Below are 26,748 nucleotides of genomic sequence, written 5' to 3'. Positions count from 1 at the left end.
GCTTTAAAGGCCTAACTTCTTCTTGATCTCTTCAAGATCTTTGCTTTGTTTTTCAAGCTGCTCTTTTAAAAGACGATTTTCTTCTTTTAAAGACGCAATCTCACGATCATGACGTTGCAAACGGGCATCTACGGATTTCATTTGTTCTTCAGACTGCTTGCAAATGCCGTAAAGCTCTTGAACCGCGTTGACTGTGGCCCAGTGAATCGGATCGACGTTCAATTCAAGATAGCCGTCCGCTCGAGTTCTTACCGCATCAGGAATAACTTTCTGAACTTCCTGAGCAATGAAACCCGTCATCCTGTGGTCAGATGGAAGTCCCAAAGGATTTCCTTTTTTATAGTTGAAGCGAACTGTGTGTAGTTTCAGAATTTCATTCAATCCGTACTCATAGTCGCCTTTAATATCTTTCAATCGGATGTCCGAGGCATTGATCCATGCTGTTCCTGAGCTTAAGCCCGCACTACCGATAACGTGAAGGTTGTAAGAGGGACCCGCAGTTCCGATTCCCACATTTCCGTTATTAAGAATTGTCAGTCTGTTGGCATTCGAAGAGGCGTCGAAAATATCAAAGCCTGCAGGACTTGATTGCAAACGGAATAAATATCCTCCTGCACTTTGGAACTCTTGCACGACATTGCCCGAAGGGTTGTAAAAGTAGGCCCCGTCACCGGTCACGCTCAGTTTTCTAGGAGCTCCGCCGCCAATTCCTAAGTTACCCAATCTATCAAGTTGGACGTGGTTGCCGGAGCCAGATACAGCGACATCCGCAGCGCCGGCAGCTGAAGACGTCGTTAAATAAAGAGTGCCTGTCGACGGACTGAATCCAATACCGCCCGCATAACCCGAAGCCCCACCATAACCACCGTATCTCTGAGTACCGTTATGATAGCTATTGAAGAAATGAACTAAATCCCCACCGGTGTGCAGGAAGTGTCCTTTATTAATTTCCATTGTTTCTCGAGGGCTGGCAGTATTAACCCCGACGTATCCGTTTCCTTTGATAGAAAATCTTGCATTGCCATTGGCGCGAGCGTACAGAACGTTCACGTTAGCATCGCTTGAAGCGGTGTAAAGTTGGAGTCCATGAGCATTTGCTAAATTGGTCGAGTTAAAAAGTGTCGTCGCATATCCGGTACCCGCAGCTTCCCATTGCAGTCCTCCAGGACCGATCCCATTTCCGTTGATCGCCGCAATAGTTCCCGAGTCCCCAAGGTTGATGGTCGTATTTGAAAGCATACCGGCGGGAGCCGTGATTGCTCCGACGGCAATCTGGCCTGAAGGAAGAATGGTCATTCGTGTTTGTCGAGCCGTGCCGCCAATCGGCGTCGTTCCAAAATCAATGCTCGTCCCTTGCGCCGTACTTGTGAAATTTTCAGCGGCAAGAAATTGAATGGCCGCGGAGTTATTAGAAATGTTCGTCGCATCGTAGGCGCCAGATCCATAAAGTCCCATCAAGCGGTCGCCCGATTGAGCGGGTGTGCGCGCCGTGTTTGTCCCACGAGATTTGGCAAAAACTATTGTGGCGCCACCATTATCATTGGAACTTTTTTGAACAAGAATGCCGCCATTGGCATTTCCGACAACGTGCAAAGGAGCTTGCGGAGATCCAGTTCCCACACCGACTTGCCCGTTATCAACCAAAAGATCCGGTGTTTGATTTGTGTTGTGAGCAAAAAGAGCGATCGGACGGGGAGAAACTCCAGCCGTTCGCGAATACAACCAGCTCCAACCATTTGACGTATCGACACCGAAGCTTAAGCCATTGTTTGAAGAATCTTGGAAAGTCGCAATTGCATAGTCAGTTTGAACACTCGCGGCGCCGTGGACTTGAAGCTGAGATGAGGCGCCTGAAGCATTCACACCGACTTTCCCAGTGCTGCCGATGGAAACACGAGCCACGTTGTTAGTTTCAATGTCTAGCCCAAAGGCATCATTCACGCCGAGGGTCGCATTTGCACCAAAAGAGTTTCCTCCGTTGATATAAGCTCCATCAGCGCCTGTCGTGGGAAGATCGGAAGAGGCGATCGTTCTAAAAGATGGAACGCCACCGGCTGTAGGGGCTGCCAAGAATGTTTTCGCCGCTTTGGAAGCGTAAGTGATTTGCGAATCACCAATAGCAATGTTTGTACAAATATATTTATCCGTCGCAGATTCCCAATTCAAAGTTTGCGCGGCACTGCAAGTCGTAGGGAAGAATTGCACATTTCCCGCCGCCGTAGAGCGAATATCCGCGACGCCAATAAATCCCGGTGCCCAATTTGTTCCGTTGTATTTAAAAATATTGTTTGTCGCTGTCGGTGTTGTACTGACAACGCCGGTGCCCTGAATTTTTCCCACCAAAGTCGCGCCCGTTGTTGAGATCGTGACGTCTCCCGCAGGTGTTACGGCCGTCGCAACATTCGATCCGTTGCCAATCCAGATGTTTCCTGAATTGAGTGTTGTGCTCAATTTACTATTGAAGCTTGTCCAATCGGCACTGGAAAGGTAACCCGCTTGCGAACCATTGGCCTGTTGAATTCCGATGGTCGGCGCCGATGCCGTTCCCGAATTTACAATCGGCGAAGTCACACCCACACTGGTCACGCCCACAGAAGAAAGGTTTGTCCAAGAAAGATTTCCTGCCCCGTCATTTAAAAGCAATTGATTGGCGCCACTTTGCGCTGACGGAAATTTAAGTACATAGCTCGTAGAGACTGCCGTTGGTGCCTGTAAAGTCACCGTGTTAGAGCCAGAATCTTTTAAGACGACTCGGTTTAGCGTTGCATTGTTCGCAATAAAGTTTCCGGAGGCGTCTCTTTTAACAATCGTTGAAGCCGTGTTCGCGTCCGTTGCCGCATTAGCGGCTTGAGTCGCGCTATGAATATTTGCCGCCGTCGAGCCGCCGACAGAATTCACTGTTGCCGTCACCGAACCTGAGCCGCTCGCCGTCACATCGCCAGTCAGTGCCGTGATAGTTCCGCCACCGTTATTGTCGTTAGCGGGAGCCCAACTTGTACCATTAAACTTCAATGTTTGTCCTGAAGTAGGGGCCACGGAAAAATCGAGAGCCACGCCTTTGATTTTATCTACGCTGACTGAACCAATAGATCCACTGACATCACCTGCAACACTGACGTTGATCGCCAGACACTTAAAACTGTTTGTCGCCGCTTCCCAATACATTGTTTGGTGCTGAGCACAGTTCGCACTTGCGACTGCGGCACTAAAATACGATTGCGTAACATAACCGCTTAAGGTCGCAGCCAGTCCTGAGACATCGGAACTAGTAATGACCGCCGGAAGCCATTGAGCTCCGTTGTATTTTAAATATTCGCCGCTGTTAGGAGCGGTGGTAGAAACCGCCACGCCCTGAATTTTTGCTACTGTGGGATTGGGATAAGTGGAACTTAAATCTCCACCGGCTGCGCCCGTGGGAATACGCGCATCTGAAAGACGTGGATCATTACCAGCGGCTACGGTGTTAGCTGCAGTTCCAACATTCAACGTGAGCGTGGGAGTGGATGTCCCATTGACGATAGTTAAGTAAGAATTAGCAGACGTCACATCGGTGACCGTTCCTCCGCTCGCGCCCGCGACACCAGAGCATGTTAATGCCGAGCCATTCCACGATAAAAAAGTTCCCGAGGCACACGTAGGAATTCCGGCTTTCAAGAGAAAGTCAGAAGCGCTATTCGTACCTAGCTTTGTTGCGGAATACGAATAGCCCGCAAAAGGGACCGAGCGGATTTCAGAATCCGGCGAAATGACTTTCCAACCGGAACCATCATGAAACTGCACGCGCAAGCGTCGAATATCATCATAACTTGGGCTGTAATTAGAACTTCCATAACAGGCTAAGGAGCCTGAGTTCACAAAGGCATCTAAGAGTTTAAAAGAGGCGTCGGTCGGAAAGCTTTTGCTGCCACTGCCGATGGCGACGTCAAACACGCCACCAGAATTTGTCATGTTAATGCCATTCACTTGTTCGCGGTAAAGAACGCAAAGACCATCGGGACTTGTGATTTCAAACTGAAAACTGACGTTATTAAATTCAAGCGGAGAACCGTCAGCACGCAGAATACGCCCTTGATAAGTCAGCGAATTGGGCCCTGCCCACGCCGCCGTTAGAAACAGAAATATGAATAAGAACGTGCCGGTGTATTTCATACTCTCTTCTTTTCGGTCTTTATTTGTCGAAATCTTAACAGTATTAAGTGAAACCGCCTTGTATTGGTGATAGAGCGTATCAACTTGGGACGTGAGCTCGACCAAAGCAGGAAGAATGACTGGGTCGTAAGAATGTCTAAAGCTTAGACAAGCCTTCCCTTATTACAGAGATTCTTGAGCTCACGGGGTGGACGAAGGGGACTATGCTATAACCTCTCTATGAATTTCAGCCACGGCCTTATTTTTATTCTAAGTTTGATGTTAGGAAGTGCAAGTTTAGCTGCCGGTACCAAACCGCGCGCCTGTTTGACTGAACACATTGATGAAGCCTTGGAGTTGAATAAAAAAAGAGCGCCTCACTACGAAAGGCTCTCTGACGGGAAAAGCAGAAAGGTCACCAAACTTTTGATCTCGATGGAACGAAAGCTGCGACTGATTTCTCCCGTTGCGGATCTTTTGGTTCAGCCGTTTCAAAGAGTCGGCATCCCGATGACTTGCGATTACTTCATTTCGATGAACGAAACTCCGAAGTTCAGAGCGGTGAATCCTGCGGGTAAGGACTCTTTAGATAACTTCCGTCCTGCCGCCGTGGAAGTGATGCAGAAGTATCTTTTGCAGTTCTATAAAGAACGAGAATACACGGAACTCGCAAACTATGCCGATGAATTGATCCATGAACTGGAGCGTGAACCACGCTATAACTGCATGGTTCGTCATATTTTGGAGTCTATCCGTCGCATCGCTGTCTTGATTCCACGTCACGAAAAAATGGCGATGGAGCGTTTGGGTGACTCCACGATGTTCATTGCGAATCTGATGTTGCGTTCTCATATTTATCTACTAGAAGAATCATCGGAGATTGACCAAGTCGCGGCTCCGCTTCAAGCAGACGCCTTACCGATTGTGTGTCAGGACGTACCTTATATTCCCTGGCCGTAACGTCTAACACTGTTTCCGATTCTTAACTTGCGGGTCCCATCATTCCCCGCAAGAGTATTCGGATGAAAAACTCTTTGCGTTTCATCGCCGTCTTTCTATTCATAATTTTTCTTACCGGTGTGTCCTTGGCTGAATCCCTCTTCGAGCGAAGAATCGCTGACGGCCGCAAAGTTTTTGACGTGTTCTTACAACAAGGCATTCCCCAAGAAGCCTTAGATCTGACTTTTCGCATGTTCGACTACAACGTAGGTCTGATCCCGAATACCGAGTACGCAGTGATTGTCAATTATTCGGAGCCGTCGACGGTGAAGCGGCTTTATCTTCTGCATTTGGATTATGGATATGTTGAAAGATTTTATGTCGCGCACGGGATTAATTCCGGCGTTCTTGAAGCGCGCAGCTTTTCAAACTACGTGGACTCTTGGAAAAGCTCTCTGGGATTTTACTTTGCGCAAGGAACTTATCTGAGCAAAGTGAACGGGCGCTCGCTGTATCTTGAAGGGATCGATAAATCCAATGATCGTGCTAAGGAACGCGCCATTGTTTTGCATGGCGCCGGTTACGTCAGCGAAGCATTTATCGCACAAAACGGACGGCTGGGGTGGAGTGAAGGTTGCTTTGCAGTCAGTCTTCAAGACCGTGATTATTTGATCGATGTTTTGCAAAGTGGAAGTTTGCTTCTGTCCTATCACAAAGACCTCATGCGATCATCTCGACTTTCGCCTTGGCAACAAGAGCTCGCAGGCTCTGAAATTATTCCGCCCGGAGTAAATCCAAGACGTACCTCTGGGGAAGGTGGCGGAGGAAGGTAAGATGCGTCTCATTCTGGCGCGAAAATCAAAAAGTGTTTCGGAATATTAAGAAGTTACTTCAGCTGCAAAAATATTTTGACGATGTAGCCCTGGGCCATTGAACCCAGGGAGTATTCCATGTTGGATCGTATTTGGAAAACGCGGAGCTATCGATATAAAACCTTGGCGTTACTCATTGTAGCGATCATCCCTCTTTGGGCAATTGTTCTATTCTATGTTCTTCCTTTGGTCCGCGACAATATGTATGAAGATCGTAAAGTGGCCATCCGAAGCACTGTTGATCTCGCGACTAAAATCATTGAGCACAAGTACGAGCTTTTTCAAAAGAAAGAGATCACTGAAGAACAAGCCAAGCAACAGGCCCTGGCAGCTATCAAAGCTCTTCGCTATAGCGGTAATGAGTATTTTTGGATCAACGATCTTCACCCTCGCATGATGATGCATCCGATTAAGCCAGAACTTGATGGCAAAGATCTTTCTGACATGAAAGACCCGACGGGATTTAAGCTCTTCGTAGAATTTGCACGCATCGGTCAAACGGCCGAAGGCGAAGGGTTTGCAAACTATATGTGGCCGAAACCAGGTTCGCCGCAGCCTGAACCTAAAATCAGTTTCGTGCGTCAGTTCAAGCCTTGGCAGTGGATTGTAGGAAGTGGTGTTTACGTTGATGACGTTGAAAAAGCAGTGGCTACCTTCCGCGACAAAGTTCTGATTGGTTTTTCATTGGCTTTCGTCTTAGCGTTTGGGGTTTTCTATTTGTTTGCCAGCCGTCTTATGAATTTTTTAGCACAGACAGTGACCGACACGAACACGGCCAGTCAGCAGGTGTTAGAGGCATCAAATATGCTTTCAACGGCGGGGCAAAACGTGGCTCAAGGAGCTGTGGAATCTGCTGCGCGAATTGAAGAGACTTTGCGTTCGGTGACAGATTTAAATGAAATCGTGAAGGCCAATCAAGATCGTGCTAAGGCAGCGGCAGAACTCGCGAAGACCTCCGAGGTGGGAGCCTCTGAAGGTGCCAATGAAGTAAAGAAATTGATCGAAGCTATTACCGTCATGTCCAAAATTTCAGGCGAAATCACGTCAGCCATGGATATTATTGATGACATCGCCTTTCAAACGAACTTGTTGGCCTTAAACGCGGCCGTCGAAGCGGCCCGTGCTGGAGAGCAAGGAAAAGGATTTGCAGTTGTTGCAGAGGCTGTTCGTGGATTGGCACTTAAATCAGCCAGTGCCGCGAAAGAAGTTAAGACTGTGATCACAAGCAGTGTAGAGCAAACACGAGTGTCGCTAGAACTTGCAGAAAAAAGCGATAAAGTTCTGGATGGAATCGTGAGCTCCGTGCAAAAGGTGACAGTTCTCAATCAAGAGATTTCTGAAACGTCTTCCCATCAGTCGGATGGTATTAAAGCCATTCATGAGGCCATGGGTTCTTTGGAAAGACAGACTCAAGCCTTTTCGGCAGCGGCAGAAGAAACTGCCGCAACCTCTGAAGAAATGTCCGCTCAAGCCAATACACTTCAACACATGGTGAATAGCATGGCTAACGAAGTGATTGGGAAAAAAGTGGCTTAATTCTCTAAAACTAAAACGTCTTCAATAATACCAGCTCTTGTGATCATCTCTAAGAGCTGCGTTACTTTTTCCGCATTCAAAGCATGTGAAAAATCCGCCAAAGCCGTCGCCACTGATTTTCCTTCTTTCAAATCCAAAAGAATTTGCGCTTCCACGGCGTCGATTCTTTGCACGTAGATCTTTCGTTGCTTTTTATAAACCAAAAGATGCTCTGGATGACTCCAGTGAATATCTTCAAAGTGATATGAGCGCTCGTTTCGCTGTCTCCAGACATCATAAATCGAATAAGGGCTTTCAAAGACATGCATAGATTCGATGAAGTGGATTTTGAAATCCTCTTCGCGCAAAAGTTCTTCGATATGCTCTTCCGAAAGAGGTTGCGGAGTCGGTGTGTGATGCATGTCTTTAATCGTCCACTCAAAGCGCGCCAATTCATAAATAAAAGGAATGTTCGTCGTGGCCGACGATGTCTTTAAGAAGGCCGGAAACTCTGCACCGTGAGCCGCAAGGTCATAGGACAACGAAGGCTGTGCATTGATATAATCGGCGGCCACTTGTTGAAATGAGTCCGCTCCTAGCACCCAGAAGATGGCAGGATAGGTTTCTTTCAGACTTTCCGTCAGACGGCGAATGTAGCTATGATTATAAACCTTAAACGCACGCTCCAAAGACATCTGTCCCACGGCTTTTAAAGTTTTTTGAAATGCCTGATCGTTTTCGCCAAGAAGGCCTTTTTTAAACAGGTTCTGTGCTTCGTTCAGATTCATGAGAGCCCTCCAAGATGTAAACAGCCTTCATCACTTCGACTTCCAGTTCTTTGAAGTCCGGGATGTCTTCGTCGCGTTCAATTAAAATAGGTAAGTGGCGGATTTTGGGTGCCATCAGTTTAAATAAGTCCCATATTTGTTCCGGAATTTCCTGCCCATGATTGTCAAAAAGAATGTCTTCGAACTTCGTCGGTCCCGACATGTGAATTTGCACCACGCGCTCCAGAGGAACGTGGTTTAAGAAATAATTCGGATCAAAACCGTGATTGTAAGAGTTCACATAGACATTGTTCATATCGAGCAGAAGACCACAACCTGAGCGGCGACTGACCTCGCTGATGAAATCCCATTCGTTCATTTCGTTATTGCGATAGCTGATGTAGGTGGAGATGTTTTCCAAGATCAGCGGACGTCGCAAAAAGTTTTGCACGAAATCAATGTTGTTCACCAAAGTCTCGATGCTGTCTTCTGTAAACGGGAGGGGCAGAAGGTCGTGAAGATTTTGCTCCGGAGATCCAGTCCAACACAGATGATCTGAAACAATAAAAGGCTCAACGTGCTCAATCAGTTCGCGCAGTTTTTGTAAGTAATCTAAGCGCAAACCTTCGGGGCAACCGATGTTCATTGAAAGACCGTGCAAAGCGACCGGATAGTCTTGACGAATCAGTTTGAGCATCTCTAAAGGACGCCCGCGCGAATTCATATAGTTTTCAGTGATCGCCTCAAACCAAGCAGCTTCTGTTTGAGGTCGCGTTTCTAAATAGGAATAATGGGGCTGGCGAAGGCCTAAGCCCACTTTATGTGTTCTTGATGAGGGGTGCATGTCAGCTCCTATTTTTTAGCCGGAGCTGCGGGTTTTGCTACTTTTGCTTCGCCATCAATTTCAATTTCGATTTCGTCGCCGACAACCCAGCCACCTTTATCCATGGCTTTGTTCCAGTTCAAACCGAAATCTTTGCGATTCACTTTGGATTCGGCTTCAAAAGAAATCACGCGATTTCCCCAAGGATCGTTCACGGCGCCTTTGTAGTCGATATCAAACACCGCCGGCTTGGTGATACCGCGAATCGTTAGATCCCCGTGAATCTTGTCAGGTTTGCCATTGTCATAGTCCACTTTCGTACCCTTGAAAGTCATTTCAGGATACTTATTTACATCAAAGAAATCCGCCGTGCGCAGATGCTTATCACGGTCTTTTTCATTTGTGTTCAAAGAGGTGGTGAAAACTTTGACGAACACATTTTCAAGTTTTTGAGTTTTTTCGTCAAAGTCGAATGTGCCTTCGAATTTTTCGAAACGGCCTTTGACTTTGGAAACCATCAAGTGAGGCGCCCTGAAGCTGACATCCGTGTGAGACTTATCAAGCTCAAACTTCTCGGCAAATGATGTTGCAGAAAAAAGAGTAGTGGCTAGAAATGAAAAAAGTAGAACGCGCATCTTTGAAATCCTTTCGGTAAGTGCTCGTTCTACTTTTTTAGAGGTGCTAAACTTTTACAAATTAAGTTGATGAAAGCTTTAGTAATTCATCAAAGCTTTAACATCGAGCTTGCCGTTCGACACAGATTTTCCATCTAGAGCTTGAATTCTACGAGAAGAACCCAAGATCGCCGCTTTCACATCCTGCCATGATTTTTCCGGATGAGCCGACCAGTAAAGAGCCGCCGCACCCGCGACGTGAGGAGCTGCCATTGAAGTTCCATCCCAAGTCGCCTTGAAACCAAACTTGTCGATCACTGTGTCTGTGTAGCCTTGAGCGACAACTGTCGAAAATACTTTGACGCCGGGAGCGCCGATATCAACCGACTTGTGGCCCCAGTTTGAGAATGAACCCAAACGATCATTAGAATCTAAAGCCGCAACAGCGATGATGTTGTCGTGCGGATAAGAAGCCGGGTAGGCAGGGTTGGCATCGTTGTCGTTATCATAACCAACACCTTTGTGACCGTTGCCCGCCGCCGCGATAAATAGAACGCCTTTGTCTTGTGCGTATTGAACAGCATCACGCAAAGCTTGGTTTTCCGGAGCGCCGGGCTCTTCACCTTCAGAACCCCAAGAGTTGTTTAAAACTTTCGCGCCATTATCAACAGCGTAACGGATTGATTTGATCGCATCCGCTGTTGTTCCGCCGCCAGTCATGCCGATGAAACGCAATGACATGATTTTTACGTTTGGTGCAACACCTGCGATGCCTTTACCGTTGTCTCCACGAGCCGCCACGTTGCCTGCACAGTGAGTTCCGTGACCAGGGTTTCCACCTTTAAACAATCCATCCAAAGTATCAACAGCCAGGTCGTAAGGCTTGTTGTCGTTTCCAACAAAGTCCCATCCGATCACGTCGTCCACATAACCGTTGCCGTCGTCATCGATCCCGTTGTTTGGAATTTCATTCGCGTTTCTCCACAGATTTGGAAGAAGGTCTTCGTGAGTGTAGTCCACGCCCGTGTCGATCACGGCAACGATCATATCTGGACTTCCTTTAGTCACTTTCCAAGCGTCGACAACGCCGTTATCGATCATGCCCCATTGTTTTGAAAACAAAGGATCTGCGCCTGTTGTAGTTTGCGGAGCGTCAGGAATCACTGGATTGTCCTGACGAGCGGCTGCGCGAAGTTGAGGATTTCTAGAAAGCATTTTTGCCAAAGCAGCACGGCGCAATGGGTCTTCAATGCGATAATCTTCAAGTAATTTCACTTTGTAGTTTGGTTGAACGTACTCAACAGCTGGATTTTTCTCCAGTGATTGAATGCTCATGCCGCGAGGAGCTTGAACGCGAACCCAGGATTCGCTCAGTTTTTCGATTTTTGCTCCCTGCATTTCGAACTCAACAAAGCCCGGTGCTAGTTTAATGAGCAAATCTTGTCTTTTTGAATTAGCTTGCGCCCCTAAGCTGATCGCAAGCATGGCAGAACTCACGTACAGAGCCATCTTCTTCATGCTGTTTTCCCTTCTTATCGAGGTCCCCTCGAAGTCCTGCTGATCAACAACTGGACTTCTCCTCGAGTGATGTTAGGTGGAAATTAAAGTTTGAAATGAGACGACTAGAGAATCAATTTCAATTACCTCGTTTCGGAATGCCGCGTTGAAGAAATCAGACGCGCCCCTTATATTACTTATCTAGTTGTCAGGATTACGGATTTTCAGTAACTACTTAATGATAGCTAAATGAAATTGCAGAGGTGTATTTATGCACAAAGATCAAGTGCAGGGTTCTGTGTCTCTCGCAGGCGCAAGCGGAACTCAAGCCATAGATGATATGTCACGAGATGTTGCTTTCACATCAAGGCTCGATGCTTTGGTGGCGTGGGGGCAAAAAAATTCTTTGTGGCCAATGCCTTACGGTACTGCTTGTTGTGGTATCGAGTTCATGTCAGTGATGGGACCGAAGTATGACTTAGCACGTTTCGGTGCTGAGGTTGCTCGTTTCTCTCCTCGTCAAGCGGACTTGCTTGTCGTTGCCGGAACTATCACAGAGAAAATGGCACCGGTTATCACTCGTATTTATCAACAAATGCTTGAACCAAAATACGTGATCTCAATGGGCGCCTGTGCAAGCTCAGGTGGTTTCTACCGTGCTTACCACGTTCTTCAAGGTGTCGACAAAGTCATTCCTGTCGATGTTTACATCCCAGGTTGCCCTCCGACACCAGAAGCGGTGATGGATGGAATCATGGCATTGCAACGTATGATTGCGACTCATCAACCACGTCCTTGGAAAGACAACTGGAAGAATCCATATGAACAAACTTGAGACTTTAAAACAAAACCTGGCGGGTAAATTCAAAATCGAGAACTACAAGTTCATCCACGCTGTGGGTGATGATGTTCTTGAAGTTCCTAAAGAAGACGTTCCGGCGTTGCTTTTGTATCTTCGTGAAAGCGGGCAGTTCGATTTCTTGATGGATGTTTGTGGTGTCGACTATCCAAACCGTGAAAAGCGTTTCGATGTTGTCTATCACTTATTCTCTTCCAAAGACTCTTCTCGTTTGCGCGTGAAAGCGCAAGTGGGTGAAAACGAATCTATCGGCACAGTTCTTCCGGCGTGGAAGGGGGCTGACTGGTTTGAGCGCGAAGCTTACGACATGTTCGGTATCAAGTTCGATGGTCATCCGAACTTGCGCCGCATTTTGACTCACCACCAATTCGTGGGTCATCCGCTTCGTAAAGACTACGATGCAAACTTGCAACAACCTTGCACGTCTTCATTGCCAATTCATTTCAACAACGAGCCAGGTTCTCCAGGTGATGTGTTGAACGATAAATATGTTCCTTTGAATATCGGTCCTGCCCATACAGCGATGCACGGAACACTTCGTGTGATGGCTGAAATGGATGGCGAGACGATCGTTCGTTGTAACAATGAAATCGGATATCTTCACCGCTGTTTCGAAAAAATGGCAGAGACTCATCCGTACAACCAAGTGATCCCTTACACAGATCGTTTGAACTACTGTTCTGCGCCAATGAACAACATTGGTTACTGTAAAGCAGTAGAGCGCCTGTTGGGTGTGGAAATTCCACCGAAGGCACAAGCGATGCGTGTGATCTTGGCAGAGCTTTCTCGTATCATCGACCACACGATTGCTATCGGTACCGGTGCGATGGACTTGGGTGCTTTGACTTCTTTCTTCTATATGTTCGGTCTTCGTGAACAGGTTTACGGATTGTTCGAAAAACTTTGCGGAGCTCGTTTGACTGTATCTATGACTCGCGTCGGTGGTATGGCTCAAGATGCACCGGAAGGTTGGTTCGACGAAGTTTTGGCTCTTTGTAAAGAGATCCGTAAAGGCACAGACGAAATGGCATCGATGGTTTTGGACAACAAAATCTTCATCCTTCGTACGAAAAACGTGTGCCCGGTTTCTGCTCAAGACGCGATTCAATGGGGTTACACAGGTCCTCTTCTTCGCGCTTCCGGTGTGAACTTGGATTTGCGTAAAGCAAAACCATACTACGGTTACGACGCTTTGGACTTTGATGTTCCAGTAGGAACAACAGGCGACATCTACGACCGTTACTTGGTTCGTTTCGAAGAAATGCGCCAATCTGTTCGTATCATCGAGCAAGTCTGCAAAAACGTTCCTGGTGGCGATTACACGATCCGCGACAAAGGTATCGTTCTTCCAGAGAAAAAAGATGTTTACGGAAACATCGAGGGTTTGATGAATCACTTCATGTTGATCATCAAAGGTCTTCGTCCTCCAGTGGGTGAAGTTTACGATGCGACGGAAGCGGCCAACGGTGAGCTAGGTTTTTATCTAGTGAGTGACGGCTCTGCAAATCCATACCGTTTGAAAGTTCGTCCACCATGCTTCGCGATCTACCAATCGTATCCAACGGTGGTGAAAGGCGCGATGTTGGCAGATGCTATCGCAACTGTCGCTTCGATGAATCTTATTGCGGGTGAGTTGGATAGATAGTGGGCGACAGCCCTCAAAGCGGAGGGTCACAAGACCCGAAGCTAAAGCAGCTTAGAGTTTTGAAAAATTTAAAGGAAAAAGAATGTTTCAACTAAGTGAACAAGGTTTGGCGGAAGTAAAAAAAGAATTGAATCGCTATGAAGCGAAAGATTCTGCGATCATCCCAAGCCTTTACATCGCACAAAAAGAAAACAACGGTTTCGTCACTGCAGAAATGATCACATATCTTTCTAAAGTGATGGACATCCCTGAAGCACGTATTAACGAAGTTTTTAAGTTTTATACGATGTTCAATCAAAAGCCGGTGGGTAAATACCACGTGCAAGTATGCACGAATATTTCCTGTGCTCTTGAAGGTGGTCGTGAGATGGCTAGCCACATCTGCCACGAGTTGGGTGTGAAATACGGCGAAGTCACTTCAGATGGCCGTTTCACAGTCAGCAAAGTGGAGTGCTTGGGTTCCTGCGGAACGGCTCCAATGATGCAAGTAAACGACACGTATCATGAGAAACTCACTCCGGAATCAGCAATGAATCTGCTACGAGGAATGAAATAATGGCTGAAACAAAATTACTGACGGAATTCTATCACTTGCCAGAGTATCAAACTTTGGCTGGTTACAAAGCTAAAGGCGGTTACGAAACTTTGCCGAAAGCTTTGAAAATGCAACCTCAGCAAATCATCGACGAAGTGAAAGCTTCTGGTCTTCGTGGTCGTGGTGGTGCGGGTTTCCCAACGGGTATGAAATGGGGCTTCCTTCCTAAAAATGGAGAACCTCGTTACCTTCTTTGCAACGCCGATGAAGGGGAGCCTGGAACATTCAAAGACCGTATGATGATGGAGCGTGCTCCACATCAATTGATCGAAGGCATGATTATCTCTGGCTTCGCGGTGGGGTCTAATAAAGGTTATATCTACGTTCGTGGTGAATACGTTTACCCGATCGAATGCTTAAATAAAGCGATCAAAGAAGCTTATGCAGCAGGCCTTCTTGGCAAAAACATCTTGGGTTCAGGTTTCGACTTTGACCTTGATGTGTACCGTGGTGCCGGCGCTTATATCTGCGGTGAAGAGACTGGCATGATCTCTTCTTTGGAAGGCTTGAAAGGCCAACCAAAATTGAAGCCTCCATTCCCAGCGGTTCAAGGTTACTTGCGTAAACCGACAATCGTGAACAACGTGGAAACTTTGGCGGCTGTGACTTACATCGTTCGCGATGGCGCACAAACTTACCGCAAACATGGAACTGAAAAATCTGCGGGAACAAAATTGTTCTCTCTTTCTGGAAACGTGATGACTCCAGGAAACTACGAAGTTCCATTGGGCTATCCTTTGATGGATTTGCTTATGAAAGAGGGCGGAGGCATGAAACCAGGCCGCAAACTCAAAGCGGTTATCCCTGGTGGTTCTTCAGCTCCTGTTTTGACAGCAGAAGAAGTGGCGAAAGCAAATCTAGATTACGAATCATTGGCGGGTCTTGGAACCATGCTTGGTTCCGGTGCGGTGATCGTGATCGACGACTCTCAATGTATGGTGGATATGTTGGGTGTTTTAACTCACTTCTATGCGCATGAGTCTTGTGGTCAATGTACACCTTGCCGTGAAGGTACAGGTTGGTTGAACAAGATTCTTCACTCGATCTTGGAAGGTCGCGGTCGTTTGCAAGACATCGACTTGTTGATCAAAGTTGCTGACAACATGAAAGGGAAAACAATCTGTGCCCTTTCAGATGCAGCCGCTCTTCCGGTTTTGAGCTTTGTGACTAAGTTTAGAGATGAATTTGAATTCTATGTCCGCGAAGGACGTTCGAAAGTAAAAGGAACGACATATGCCGAAATGCACCATTAATGGCAAAGAAGTCGAAGTAAAAGAAGGCACGTCGATTATCGAAGCCATGCAACAGTCTGGCGATCGTATCGCGCACTACTGCTGGCACCCTGGTTTGAGTGTCGCAGGTGTATGTCGTCTTTGTATGGTGGAGATCGAAGGAAATCCACGTGTACAAATCGCATGTAACACAATGGTTACGGAAGGCATGAAGATCAACAACACGTCTGAAAAAGTACGTGATGCTGTAAAGTGGGGCTTGGACTTCCACTTGATCAACCATCCTTTGGATTGCCCTATCTGTGACCAAGCGGGTGAGTGCGGTCTTCAAGACCAATACATGGAGTACGGTAAGTACGATCCAGAAATGGCTGAAGCCAAAGTAAAGAAACACAAAGTGGTCGACTTGGGTCCAACAGTGGTTTTGGATTCCGAAAGATGTATTTTGTGTTCTCGCTGTGTTCGTTTCACTGAAGAAGTTTCTAAGACAAATGAGTTGGGTATCTTCAACCGTGGTGATCGTTCTGAGATCGGAACTCACGAAGGTGTTGAGCTTAACAACAAATACTCATTGAACACGGTTGATATCTGCCCAGTGGGTGCATTGACGTCGAAAGATTTCCGTTTCCGTCAGCGCGTATGGTATCTCAAAGACGCCGAAACAGTCTGTAACGGTTGCTCAAACGGTTGTAACGTAAAAGTGTACTTCAACAAGGAAGGTTTCTTCCGCGTGAAGCCTGTTTACAATGAAAAAGTGAACGGATACTGGATGTGTGACGAAGGTCGCGACATCTATAAGTTCGTGAACAAAGAGACTCGCTTGTTGAAAGCGCAAGTTCGCGGTGCTTCCGGTTGGACAGAAATGGCTGGCGGAGCAGCAGCGAAGAATGCTCATGAAGTTTTGAAAAACACTTCAGGCGACTCTTTGGCTCTTGTTTTGACAGCACAATACACAGTGGAAGAATTCGACGCGATTGTTTCTACATTTGTGAATGAATTTAAAACTAAGAAGGTCTTCTTCTGGATTAACAACAAAGAAACTTTCGACAGCTTTGACGGCCTTCTTCTTCGCGGTGATAAAAACCCGAATACAAAAGGTCTTCTTAAAGTTTTGGAAAAACACGGTATCACAGCAACTTGGGCTGATTTGACTCAAGGTCTTGGTAACGGTTCGATCAAAACTGTGGTTGTTGCGGGTCCTGAAAACCAAGCGGTTTTCCCTGACTTCCAAGAGCGCGTGAAAGAGCTTTCAAAAGCTCAAAACTTGATCTGGTTGCAGGCGGGTAAAAACGATGCGTTGATGTCTTTGACTGGCAACGTATGGTTGATCCCAACAAAAACTTTCGTGGAAAAAGATGGCACGTTCATCAACCACGCAGGTCTTGAACAGAAGTTCAAAAAAGTAACGACGATTGTTTCTGAAGCTCTGACTTTGACGGAAGCCGCGTTGTTGTTGGCAGGTAAAAACCTGACAATCCCAACAGCGACAGCTCAGCCTTTCATGCCGATGAATCAGCGTGAAGATCAGGTGACTTTGGAAGCTCGTAAAAAGAACGAGTTTGTATTTAGAAGAGGCAGCCTATGAGCGTAATGCAAAATAACTCTGAAAAAGCAAAGTGGTACTTGCCCGGGGTCCTTGGTGGCCTTGGCATCACCATGAAGCACTTGTTGGTGAACCTTTTCAACCGCAAGAAAATGATGACGTTGAACTACCCAGAGGAAAAGTATGAATACTCTCCTCGCTTCAAAGGGAATCACGTTTTGACAGTGAAAAAAGACGGTTCACTTCGTTGCACAGCTTGTATGTTGTGCGCGACAAACTGTCCTGCAGAATGTATCAAAATCGTGGCTGCGGAACACAACGACCCTCACGTCGAAAAATTCCCGATCAGCTACGAAATCGACATTCTTCGCTGCGTATTCTGCGGCTACTGTGAAGAAGCATGTCCCGTGGACGCCATCCGTTTGGGCCCTGAGTGGCAAACTCCAGGTGTGAACGGCGCGAACTTCATCTACGACATCAACCACCTGGCTTACCGTCCAAACCTAAAAGGCGGTATCCAAACCCACGTCGACGACGAAGAACGTCTAAAATCAGGCATCTAATCACCACAAAAAAAGGAGCTAGAAATAGCTCCTTTTTTTTGAAGGTGCCTGCTTCTTTTTTGGGTCTACACCGCGTCGACCAAAAGGTGCCTGCTTCTTTTTTGTAACCCATCGCATAAATGCCTTCTGCGAGCGTCTTAACTTCTCTTCCAAATAGAAATAAACAGCGGTTCACGATCTTAATTTCTTTGTAGTACAAGGCGGTCGTTTCTTCGTTGAAACAGCGCCAAGGGCCATGTTACGAGGCTCTGGAAAGTTCTAACCGAGGAGTTTTTATGAGAAATCTATTCGTTGCTATCGTGGGCTTTATGTTGCCTTCATTGAGCTTTGCTTGGTGGGTTCCGCAAATGCAATTCCAAGTGACACCTCAATGGGCCGCTGTTCAGGTTTATAACTACACGGGTTTCAATGCTTTCTGCCAAGGACAAGTTTTCGGTCTGACTCAAACAGGCGTGTGGATGAATTCTTGGTTCCAAGTATGGGTGCCAGCGGGTGGCTTCCAGTACGCTTATGTTTACGCAAATGGACCTTACTACTTTGTGAATGCAACGGCTAATGTTCAGTGCCAGTAAGTAGCGTGAAAGAACAAAAGGAGTCGTAAAAGACTCCTTTTGTTTGAGAGAGTATTAGATTTCGTAAAGGCGAATAAACATATTGCGGGCTTCTTTCGTTTGCGAGTTGCTGTATTGCTGAAGAACCTGAAGAAAATCCAAAGTAGCCTTAGTCAAGTCGCCGCAACGGTCGGCACCTCTTAAAACAAGATCAAAATTTCCAATCGAGTCTTCGATGCTGTTTTCAGTATTTAGAAGCATTTTAAAGCTGGTGTGCAGATCTGTTAGTGAATAAGTTTTACTGACGAACATCGCTCTAGAAAACACATCTCGCGCATAGTTTGTATGGTTGTTTCCCAATAGCAGAAGTAGTGAAGTGAAGAAACGGTTGGCCTGTGAAAAACTTGCGGGTGATGAGCTCACTTTTTCCGCTACCAGAATAAAATTTAATGCGGCGTCTTCTTTAGAGTTCTCTGCTCTAAGAAGTTCGATGTAACTCGTAACAAGCATATCCAGAGTTCTCGGTCCACGAAGCGCTTGAAGGATTAGATTGAAGGCTTGTCGGGTGTCCGCAGTTGCGCCGCCGCCACCTAAGGCTTGCTGTAGATGAACGAAGTTGTCGACGACGTAACGCAAGTTCAAGTTGTAGCGCTTTTGTGCAGCTTCAACAATAGCCAGATTCTGTTCAGCATCTTGAGTGCTGTTTTCAACTTCTAAAAGAACCTTCAATGCATCGAAACGATTGTAAAAACCATTGCAGGAAACACCCTGAGTTCCGCCGCAGCGATTGTCAGCATAAGCAAGGCTCGAAGTGGCTGAAACCAAAAGGGCAAGTAAAACCAATTTTTTCATAACAGGAACCTTTCTAGATTTTTGATTTTTTCCAACCAGGTGAAGTTAGAGTTTCCTCAGAAAAAATTCCACTGTAATGATTTTGACAGGGGCCACTTTTGCGCCGTTGATATTTTAGGCGCTCTAAACTAAATAAACCTGCCTATACCCATAAGAGGCGTGAGAGTGACACAAATGAGCCTTAATTTAGGTCCTTCCTATAGCGAAAAGCATTGTTCCTATATAAGAAAAACGCGCGCTCAGCGTACGTGTTTGACCGCTTTTTTATTGAAGAATTCTGTTTAGTAAGTTGTGGAGAGAGCCGCTCCGCTGTTGAGAGATCCGATTTGTTTTGCCTAGATTTGTGTGCCTTAATAAGCTTATACAGGGGTCAAGGGAATGCAGATGGAATTTTTTTATAACACCAAACTTTGGGTGATATTCATTGGGCTTATCGTTTTTTTTAGCGCGGTTTCACTGCTTTCTCACTATATCGCCGGCAAAAAAGATAGAGCCGAACCGGGTTCGACAGAATTTCTCTCAACCACGATTCTCGGTCTATTAGCTCTATTGCTGGGATTTACTTTTTCAATGGCAATATCAAGATTTGATACGCGCAGCTCGTTGGTATTAAAAGAGTCCAACACTATCGGCACAGCCTATTTGCGCAGTGACTTGTTTCCCCAAGATCAAGTTCAAGAGTACCGAAGACTTTTAAAAGAATACACTCAACAGCGCATTGAATTCTTCACGTCGATTCGTAATGGCAAGCGCGAGTTCATCCAGAATATGCAAGCTCTGCAAACCAAGATATGGCAAGAAACCACGAAGCTTGTAAAAAACAACATGTCCCCTGTTGCCGCCACGTTCATTCAAGCGAATAACGATCTGATTGATGTGGACGGAGAAAGACTTTTTGCTTCTGAAAATCACGTGCCCGAAGTGGTCTTCGATGTTCTCATTCTGATTGCGGCGATGGGCCTCGCCTCATTAAGTTATTCCCTGGGAATAAAAAAGCACAGCGCCAAAGCACCTCTGGTTCTAGGAATCCTCTTTGCCGTCGTCATTGTGCTTATCCAAGATTTAGATAGACCCGGGCGGGGGCTCATTCAGCCACATGAAGACGCCATGATTCGCGTCTTAGAAAGCATGTAGCAGGTGCCTGCTTCTTTTTTGCAACCCTGTGCGTAAATTTAGAGCATTTGCATTGATTCACAAGCTTGGGTCTTTCAGACTTTATGAGTAGGGGGAACTATGATGAAACTACTTCTTTTCGCGTCTTTGATTTTTTCAAGCGTGATGGCTTCAGCAAATGACGTCACAGCTCTGACTGTGGAGCCAGGCAAGCAACAGGACCAATACTATAGTTACAACTTTGGTTCTACTTGGGTGAATAGCCGTATGTATGCGGATTTTTCTTTAACTGCGGGTGACCAACAAGTAGATCTGCAAGGGATCTCCATTCGTGGGCAAGCCTACGATGCAACTTCGAATTGCCCGAAGGTTCTGCCTCCGCGCCAAACATGCTGGACAAGAGTTTTCTTCTGGCCGCAATTTGAAGGTCATTATTATGGCGATTTGATGTTCTATTTAAAGAACAGCACTATCTACATCCGCCTTTACGGATGGGCCCACAGATAAAGCAAAGGGAGCGTCAGCTCCCTTTTTTTTATGGTGCGATAATCGGGAAAGCCTCTTCTTCCACGAGCTTTTCGTCGCCCGAAAGAGGGCAGCGTAAAATCGGCGTATAAACGGGAAACACGCCTTGAAGTTTTGATTCATAAAGCACAATTTCACTCACATGAATTTTTCCAAAACTTTTTCTTTTAAATGGTGAAATCATGTCTTTCACGCTGCGGGGATTGCGAAGTCTTCCGAAGGTCAAGTGAGGTTTGAATTCGCGAGCATCCGGGTGTTGAATCAATCCGCGTTCTAATAGCAGATCGTCCAGAGCATACTTAAATTCACCTAAGTATCTTTTATTTTGAACACCCAGCCACAGAACTCGGGCGTCGTGTTCATTAGAGAAAGCTCCCATATCTTCAATTTTTAAGTCGAAGGGAGTGAAGAGGGTGCAAACTTCCTTTAAAGCCTCCATCAATGCCGGAATTTTTTCTTCAGGCTGCTCGCCTAAAAAACTCACGGTGATGTGGAAGTTATCAACAGGAACCCACTTCACATTGATTTCTCGCCGATCGGCATTGATTTTCAATTTTTTGTAAGTGGGTAGGAAGGATTCGGAAAGAGGATCCGTGGCATTAAGAGCGAAGAACAGTCTTCTAGTCATAAAAAGCCCCCTAAGATCATTATCCTGATCTTAGGGGTGCTTGTCATTTATTCTTTGGCTTAATCATCAAAGAAAGGGCCACAGAACCGCCGATGAAGAAGGCGATAATACCCAAAGACCATAAAATAGGGAAGTGACCGTCAAACAGCTTGTTCAACCACACCATCTTCAAACCCACGAAGATAAGAACGGCAGCTAGACCATACTTCAACAAGTGGAACTTATCCACGACGCCTGCAAGCAAGAAGTAGAGGGATCGCAAGCCCAGGATCGCAAAGATGTTGGAAGTGAATACGAGTAACGGTTCATTAGTAATAGCGAAGATCGCTGGGACTGAGTCCACGGCGAAGATAATGTCCGTCGCTTCTAGGAAGATCAAAGCAACGAACAGCGGAGTCGCGTGGCGTACGCCATTTTCAATGATAAAGAAGTGATCTTCATGCATACGCTCGTGCACGCGCACATGCTTTTTCATGAACTTGATCAGCCAGTTTTGAGTTGGATCCACTTCTCGTTCGGGTTGGATCATCATTTTTAAACCCGTGATGATCAAGAACACACCGAAGATCATGACAACAGCTTGGTACTGCATAAGAACAGAACCCAAAGCAATGAAGATCGCACGGAAGATCAAGGCACCTAAGATACCGTAGAAAAGAACTCTATGCTGGTATTTAGGGGGAACACCGAAGAATCCAAAAACGACAACGAAGACGAATATGTTATCTATGGATAGAGATTTCTCGATGACGTAACCAGTAAGAAACTGCAGGGCCACGTCTTTGGCGACGGTGGGATCCGGAAACTTATTAAGAGCATAGTAATAAAGACCAGCGTTGAAAAGCAAAGCTAAGCTGACCCAAACAATCGACCAAATCGTGGCCTCTCTGAAACCTACGGTATGGGAATGTTTATGAAATACACCCAGGTCCAACGCGAGCATCGCCAAAACGAAAGCGATAAAACCAGCATAAAACCACCAATATTCTGCAAAAGGAAATAAAAGAGTCTGCGTCACAAAAAGGACCTCCGGACTCAGAGTATAAGGGCTTTTCTTAATTATAAAAAATCGATAATCTTTAACAAGTTATTTGATTTTAACGAAGAGGATATATGCCTGTTAAAGTGGCAAACCAAATGCAGTGGCTTAATTATCACCACCTTCACTATTTTTATACAATTGCAAAAGAAGGAAGCATCGCCAAAGCTGCTGAAAAACTAAAGATAGGTCAGCCGTCGCTGAGCACTCAACTGCGCCAGTTGGAAGAGTCATTAGGCAAAGATCTTTTCGAGCGTCGTAAGCAAAGGCTGCATCTGACAGAGGCCGGAAAACTGGCTTATGAATACGCAGATCAAGTTTTTCACCTGGGCGCGGAAATGGTTGAGGCTTTGCACGACCGTCTTCAAAACAACCGTGTGCATGTGCAAATCGGTGCTCTGGATAGCGTTCCTAAGCACATCCTATTAGAAATTATTTTGCAAGCGCATCACCAAGGAAACTGTTCGGTCTCCGTTGTGGAAGGGGGAGGCAGCGAACTTCTGCGTGAACTCAGTGCGCATCAGATCGATTTGCTTCTTGCCAACTATCCACCTAATGTTGACACGAAAAGTATATATGCCCGGCCGATTGCAAAGCTCGACGTCGTCGTATGTGCCTCTGCGAAATATAAGCACCTTAAGAAAGGCTTTCCACAATCACTGGAAGGACAGCCCTTTGTTTTTCCAACAGTGCATAGCAAGCTCCGCCGGGACCTGGATCACTACTTTAAAGTCAATGGCATCAGGGTGGATCGCATTGCTGAAACTCAAGATACGAGCTTACAAAAACTTTTAGGGCAAGAGGGCGTAGGGCTCATCCCCATTTCTCTGATGGCAGCAGATGAACTTATCAAAGAAAAAAAGTTGGTGGTTTTAGGAACGCTCAAAGGGGTGAGTGAAGAGATCTGGCTTGCGGCGGCAGATCGTAAGATTAACAATCCGATCGCCGCAAAACTCATGAAGGGTTTTAGTTTGTAGTAGGACTGCAAAGCGCATTCAGAATCTTCATCGCCTCAACGGCCTCCGGAACCAATCCACCATCGCGGCTTGTGGAGTTCTCAATGCGTGTTCTGGTGCGCTGACAGGTGGAGGCATTGATGTCTTTCATGCGGATCAAATTCACATAATTATCGTATTCCGTAAGACTCCGGTACTCTTCCAGCGCCGGGTGGTCATCGGGTGTCGTTGCTAAATCCGGAATCTCAATCGTATTCAAACGATCGAAAAGAAACTGTTTGTAAGTTTCTAGGTATTGAAGGCGAGCCACTACGTTATCCTGACGTTGTAAATGCGCAATAAGATTATCCGCTGTTTGCAAAGTAAGACTGTCGGTAAAGGCCAAAGACGATTGGGAAGCAAGCAAACAAACCATTAGAATTAATTTACGCATGATCCACCTCCAGCATTCTTTTCGATATCGTTCAATGTTTTGGTAATCGCAGGAAAATAAGACGATGTTTCTTTACGACGAGCGGAACTCTTGTTCGCGCTAGCCGGGAACTTTTGCATGTACTGTTGCATTTGGTTGATGAACTCATCTGCGTTCGTCACTTGACGATTGCGATAATAAGTATTCAGCAATGTCTTCGCTGGAGTCCAAGTTCCTGCCGGGCCCGTATTATGAGACCATACCATCAAAGCTCTTTTAACTTTGTTCATGTCATACTCAGAAAGACGGAACTTTGATTTGTAGTTCTTATTGCTAAAGATCATTGAGTTCATATCTTTCTTAACGCCTTTAAGATAGGCGTAAGTGTAGATCATGTTTGTCACGGGGTTTCCGCGTTTTAAAGAAATACGATCGCACGCATAAGACTTCTGCGGACGAATCGGTTGCATGGAGTCTAAGAATTCCATAGAAAGGCGCGAGCACACGCGATTCTTACTGCTCTCAAGAGCGATGCGGATATCGTTGAGTTCGTTCGTGTTCACATCTTGAATCGCGGGTTGAGTAAACTGTCCAATGCCGCCAGCGCCCGTGCCGCTCATGGCATTGACATGGAAGCCAGACTCAACATTGATAAGAGCGTAAACGGCGCGCACATCCAACTTTTGCATCTCTTCACTTTCACCTGGTGCGATGAAGTCTTTCATGCATGAGCTGACGACGTCGAAGCTATTATTGATAAGTTTAAAATAGTTTTCTGAAATACAAGGGCGGAAAGCCTGTGATGAGGTGTCGTTTGCAGCACATTGCCGGAAGGATTTACTGCTAGCAGAAAATTTGGCTTCCATCGACATACGCATACACATAGGTTTAATGATAGAGTTCACGCGGATCGGTGAGCGGGTTAAAGCCGCCAGCAAAGAGCTCCCTTGGGCCGTCTGCTCGAGTTCTTTTTCCAAATAGTTATTTTGACGGTTGCACTGGTTGTAGCGCAGATTCGCCAATTGCTTTTCACAATCAGGGCAATTCTTATTGCTCATATTGTTCAGACTGCCTAAAAGATTTTGGACATTCTTAGCTTTATCGATTTGGTCGAGAGCATGTTCAATGATCGGAGCGGGTTGCTCGTCCACGTTAAAAGGAACAGACAGACCTTTTTCACTTGAAGCCATTTCGAAAGTTGAAAAGACGGGTGAGCCAAGGCTCCAACCAACGCTGAAACACAAGTTCAACAACAACAGCTTATATAATAGTGGTGTTCCAGTTTTCATGGATAGGTCTCCTCAGAGGGTTTACAAAGCAAGAGCTTTGCCAATCCTGGATCAATGATTTCAATAGATTACAAAGCGGATCTCTGTCTCAGAATGAGACGAAGTGAGGTAAACGCCTAAAGAGTCATAGTCACGTCCAAGACTTAGACAGCTAAACCGAGCCGAATTTTGCTTCGCTTCGAAAGTCCAGTTACGGAAACCCAAGAATTTTCCGAAGAATGAGGAAACGGGGGAAATCCTAATGAAAAAATGCTTACTTCTAGGTTCTGCAGTCCTGGCGCTGACAGCCTGTCAAAGTCCCTTTTCAAAGACGGGTGAGGTGGAATCCTATCGTCGTCCCGCTAGCACGGAAGAGCTTCTTTCTGGAAGCCAGAAAGTATTGAACGACTTGAACAATCCGCAGATCTTTAATCCGCAAACATGCGCGAAATTTGTGAATCAGGTGACGGATTATCTTTTCTATCTGCCAGCAGACCATTTTATTCCTAAGACGCCTGCTGAAGTTGAGCTTTTAAAAACCCGTGGCAGTGAAGCCATTGATACGATTTTCCAGATCCGAGTGGTCCTGCACGATAAGCTTCAAGAGTTTGATTCTCGTAACGAGCTTTCTAAAGAATGTATCACCGAGATTCGTGAAGGCTTCCAGTACGCACGTTTTGCTGAAGAATATCTTTTAGAATGGCTTTATAACCAAAAGGTCTTTAAGTTTGAGAAAACACCTATCATGGTGAATTCAAAACCCAGCACTTGGACGAATCCAAAATTTGCTGACTTCAAATTGAAAAGCGGCGACGTGATGTTGGTGCGTGGAAAATCACACGTCTCAGCTATGATCGCCCGCATTGGTGATGAAGAAGGTAACTTTTCCCACTTAGCCCTTGTGGGCGAAGATAAAGCGGGCAAGAAGTACGTCGTTGAGTCTTTGATTCAGTATGGTGTGATCGTGACTCCTCTTGAAGAGTGGAGAAAAGCTGAAGATGCCCGTGTGGCGTTGTATCGTCAGCCCGATGAGGCGTTGGCTAAATCGGCTGCCAGAAAGATGTACGACATTGCAAAAGCAGCTTTAGATAAGAAAAAAGGCATCCGCTATGACTTTGCGATGGATGACGATGACTATTCAACGATCTTCTGTTCTGAGGTGATTCGTATGGCCTATGACAGAGCTTCTAACGGGCAGTTCATGGTTCCAAAATATCGCAGTGGCGCGACGAAGTTTAAGAACACCGAATATCTTAAAAACCTAGGTGTCTCTAAAACTTCTTTATTCGCTCCTTACGATATCGAAGTGGATCCCAGATTTGACTTCGTGGCTGAGTACCGTTGGTATCCACTTCTTCGTCAAGTTCGCATGCAGGACGCGGTTCTGCAAAGTATCTATTCTTGGATGATTGAGAAAGGCTACGAATACCACTGGGCTCCACAACACTCGGTTAAGTCTTATTTCGCGAAGTTCGTTCGTCAGTTTGGTATTGCGGCTGACACTCTTCCGAAATATATGCCGGTAGGAAGTATTAAAACGAACGTGCAATTTGAAGCGGTCGCGAAAACTCTTGAAAAGAATATTTATGCTAAAGAGGCTGAGTTCTATAAAAAGAAAGGCTATTTGCCCTCTTTCCAAGACATGATGGCGATCAACGAAGAGTATCGTTATCAGGATTGCAAAAAGCAGCAGGCCTTCCGCGAAGCCAACAGATATCCTAACGACAGGGACATCGGTGGGAATCCGGAGTCGTCACAATTCCACTACTTCTTCTACAATAAGTCCAAAGACTGCAAATAAAAAAAGGGAGC

General features: G+C 46.0%; 24 protein-coding genes. 14 read left to right on the top strand and 10 right to left on the bottom strand.

Features of this window, described 5'->3' with window-relative positions; genetic code table 11:
• Positions 1-3: 3 nt before the first annotated feature.
• Positions 4-4,149 carry a tail fiber domain-containing protein gene (locus AZI87_RS18255; RefSeq protein ID WP_063204944.1) on the bottom strand — a complete coding sequence of 1,382 codons (4,146 nt, stop codon included), beginning with the start codon at positions 4,147-4,149 and terminating at the stop codon, positions 4-6.
• Positions 4,150-4,368: 219 nt separating this feature from the next.
• Between AZI87_RS18255 and AZI87_RS03030 the strand changes: the two genes are divergently transcribed.
• From AZI87_RS03030 to AZI87_RS03020, 3 genes are all read left to right on the top strand, one after another.
• The gene (locus tag AZI87_RS03030) at positions 4,369-5,088 is read left to right on the top strand and encodes a hypothetical protein (protein WP_063204943.1); all 720 of its coding nucleotides are present in this window, start codon (positions 4,369-4,371) and stop codon (positions 5,086-5,088) included.
• A 62-nt stretch (positions 5,089-5,150) separates the two neighbouring features.
• Positions 5,151-5,900, top strand: coding sequence for a murein L,D-transpeptidase catalytic domain family protein (locus tag AZI87_RS03025; protein WP_063204942.1), 750 nt, complete (start codon positions 5,151-5,153; stop codon positions 5,898-5,900).
• Positions 5,901-6,017: 117 nt separating this feature from the next.
• Positions 6,018-7,475 carry a cache domain-containing protein gene (locus AZI87_RS03020; RefSeq protein WP_063204941.1) on the top strand — a complete coding sequence of 486 codons (1,458 nt, stop codon included), beginning with the start codon at positions 6,018-6,020 and terminating at the stop codon, positions 7,473-7,475.
• Here the strand turns inward: AZI87_RS03020 and AZI87_RS03015 are convergent.
• The 4 genes from AZI87_RS03015 to AZI87_RS03000 all read right to left on the bottom strand — a co-directional run bounded on the left by AZI87_RS03015 (position 7,472) and on the right by AZI87_RS03000 (position 11,176).
• Positions 7,472-8,242, bottom strand: coding sequence for an HvfC/BufC N-terminal domain-containing protein (locus AZI87_RS03015; protein WP_063204940.1), 771 nt, complete (start codon positions 8,240-8,242; stop codon positions 7,472-7,474). The two genes, AZI87_RS03020 and AZI87_RS03015, sit on opposite strands and share 4 nt — an antisense overlap.
• Entirely contained in the window at positions 8,211-9,065 is an 855-nt protein-coding gene (gene bufB, locus AZI87_RS03010) for an MNIO family bufferin maturase (protein WP_063204939.1), read from the bottom strand. Before bufB ends, AZI87_RS03015 begins: the two co-directional genes overlap by 32 nt.
• Positions 9,066-9,073: 8 nt before the next feature.
• Positions 9,074-9,679, bottom strand: coding sequence for a YceI family protein (locus AZI87_RS03005; RefSeq protein ID WP_063204938.1), 606 nt, complete (start codon positions 9,677-9,679; stop codon positions 9,074-9,076).
• 78 nt (positions 9,680-9,757) lie between these two features.
• On the bottom strand, positions 9,758-11,176 hold the full coding sequence (locus AZI87_RS03000) for a S8 family serine peptidase (RefSeq protein WP_063204937.1): 1,419 nt from the start codon (positions 11,174-11,176) through the stop codon (positions 9,758-9,760).
• 319 nt (positions 11,177-11,495) lie between these two features.
• On the opposite strand from AZI87_RS03000, the gene AZI87_RS02995 reads away from it, so the two are divergent.
• From AZI87_RS02995 to AZI87_RS02965, 7 genes are all read left to right on the top strand, one after another.
• Entirely contained in the window at positions 11,496-11,990 is a 495-nt protein-coding gene (locus AZI87_RS02995) for an NADH-quinone oxidoreductase subunit B (RefSeq protein ID WP_172795516.1), read from the top strand.
• Positions 11,977-13,659 carry an NADH dehydrogenase (quinone) subunit D gene (gene nuoD / locus AZI87_RS02990; protein WP_063204935.1) on the top strand — a complete coding sequence of 561 codons (1,683 nt, stop codon included), beginning with the start codon at positions 11,977-11,979 and terminating at the stop codon, positions 13,657-13,659. The genes AZI87_RS02995 and nuoD overlap by 14 nt, the downstream gene beginning before the upstream one ends.
• A gap of 82 nt (positions 13,660-13,741) precedes the next feature.
• The gene (locus AZI87_RS02985) at positions 13,742-14,215 is read left to right on the top strand and encodes a complex I 24 kDa subunit family protein (RefSeq protein ID WP_063204934.1); all 474 of its coding nucleotides are present in this window, start codon (positions 13,742-13,744) and stop codon (positions 14,213-14,215) included.
• Complete coding sequence (gene nuoF, locus AZI87_RS02980; RefSeq protein WP_063204933.1) at positions 14,215-15,507, top strand: NADH-quinone oxidoreductase subunit NuoF; 1,293 nt, start codon at positions 14,215-14,217, stop codon at positions 15,505-15,507. Before AZI87_RS02985 ends, nuoF begins: the two co-directional genes overlap by 1 nt.
• A complete protein-coding gene (locus tag AZI87_RS02975; RefSeq protein ID WP_063204932.1) occupies positions 15,488-17,071 on the top strand; it encodes a 2Fe-2S iron-sulfur cluster-binding protein in 1,584 nt (527 codons plus the stop codon). The genes nuoF and AZI87_RS02975 overlap by 20 nt, the downstream gene beginning before the upstream one ends.
• Positions 17,068-17,592 carry a NuoI/complex I 23 kDa subunit family protein gene (locus AZI87_RS02970; RefSeq protein ID WP_041870091.1) on the top strand — a complete coding sequence of 175 codons (525 nt, stop codon included), beginning with the start codon at positions 17,068-17,070 and terminating at the stop codon, positions 17,590-17,592. Before AZI87_RS02975 ends, AZI87_RS02970 begins: the two co-directional genes overlap by 4 nt.
• 275 nt (positions 17,593-17,867) lie before the next feature.
• The gene (locus tag AZI87_RS02965; RefSeq protein WP_063204931.1) at positions 17,868-18,164 is read left to right on the top strand and encodes a hypothetical protein; all 297 of its coding nucleotides are present in this window, start codon (positions 17,868-17,870) and stop codon (positions 18,162-18,164) included.
• Between the two features lie 54 nt (positions 18,165-18,218).
• On the opposite strand, the gene AZI87_RS02960 is transcribed toward AZI87_RS02965, so the two are convergent.
• Entirely contained in the window at positions 18,219-18,995 is a 777-nt protein-coding gene (locus tag AZI87_RS02960) for a hypothetical protein (RefSeq protein ID WP_063204930.1), read from the bottom strand.
• 570 nt (positions 18,996-19,565) lie between these two features.
• Here AZI87_RS02960 and AZI87_RS02955 point away from each other — a divergent pair.
• Together AZI87_RS02955 and AZI87_RS02950 are read left to right on the top strand one after the other, a co-directional pair.
• Positions 19,566-20,129 (top strand): hypothetical protein, encoded by a 564-nt coding sequence (locus AZI87_RS02955; RefSeq protein WP_172795501.1) that lies wholly within the window; start codon positions 19,566-19,568, stop codon positions 20,127-20,129.
• Between the two features lie 99 nt (positions 20,130-20,228).
• Positions 20,229-20,615 (top strand): hypothetical protein, encoded by a 387-nt coding sequence (locus AZI87_RS02950; protein ID WP_063204928.1) that lies wholly within the window; start codon positions 20,229-20,231, stop codon positions 20,613-20,615.
• A gap of 28 nt (positions 20,616-20,643) precedes the next feature.
• On the opposite strand, the gene thpR is transcribed toward AZI87_RS02950, so the two are convergent.
• Together thpR and AZI87_RS02940 are read right to left on the bottom strand one after the other, a co-directional pair.
• On the bottom strand, positions 20,644-21,261 hold the full coding sequence (gene thpR / locus AZI87_RS02945; RefSeq protein WP_063204927.1) for an RNA 2',3'-cyclic phosphodiesterase: 618 nt from the start codon (positions 21,259-21,261) through the stop codon (positions 20,644-20,646).
• 43 nt (positions 21,262-21,304) lie between these two features.
• Complete coding sequence (locus tag AZI87_RS02940; RefSeq protein WP_063204926.1) at positions 21,305-22,279, bottom strand: TerC family protein; 975 nt, start codon at positions 22,277-22,279, stop codon at positions 21,305-21,307.
• A gap of 95 nt (positions 22,280-22,374) precedes the next feature.
• Between AZI87_RS02940 and AZI87_RS02935 the strand changes: the two genes are divergently transcribed.
• Entirely contained in the window at positions 22,375-23,277 is a 903-nt protein-coding gene (locus tag AZI87_RS02935) for a LysR family transcriptional regulator (protein WP_063204925.1), read from the top strand.
• On the opposite strand, the gene AZI87_RS02930 is transcribed toward AZI87_RS02935, so the two are convergent.
• Entirely contained in the window at positions 23,267-23,689 is a 423-nt protein-coding gene (locus AZI87_RS02930) for a hypothetical protein (protein WP_253696375.1), read from the bottom strand. The two genes, AZI87_RS02935 and AZI87_RS02930, sit on opposite strands and share 11 nt — an antisense overlap.
• Positions 23,677-24,957, bottom strand: coding sequence for a transglycosylase SLT domain-containing protein (locus tag AZI87_RS02925; protein ID WP_063204924.1), 1,281 nt, complete (start codon positions 24,955-24,957; stop codon positions 23,677-23,679). Before AZI87_RS02925 ends, AZI87_RS02930 begins: the two co-directional genes overlap by 13 nt.
• Positions 24,958-25,198: 241 nt before the next feature.
• Between AZI87_RS02925 and AZI87_RS02920 the strand changes: the two genes are divergently transcribed.
• On the top strand, positions 25,199-26,737 hold the full coding sequence (locus AZI87_RS02920; protein ID WP_063204923.1) for a YiiX/YebB-like N1pC/P60 family cysteine hydrolase: 1,539 nt from the start codon (positions 25,199-25,201) through the stop codon (positions 26,735-26,737).
• Positions 26,738-26,748 lie beyond the last annotated feature (11 nt).

Source organism: Bdellovibrio bacteriovorus, from assembly GCF_001592745.1.
GTDB classification, from domain to species: Bacteria; Bdellovibrionota; Bdellovibrionia; order Bdellovibrionales; family Bdellovibrionaceae; genus Bdellovibrio; species Bdellovibrio bacteriovorus_B.
This window is presented reverse-complemented; position numbering and strand designations above follow the sequence as displayed.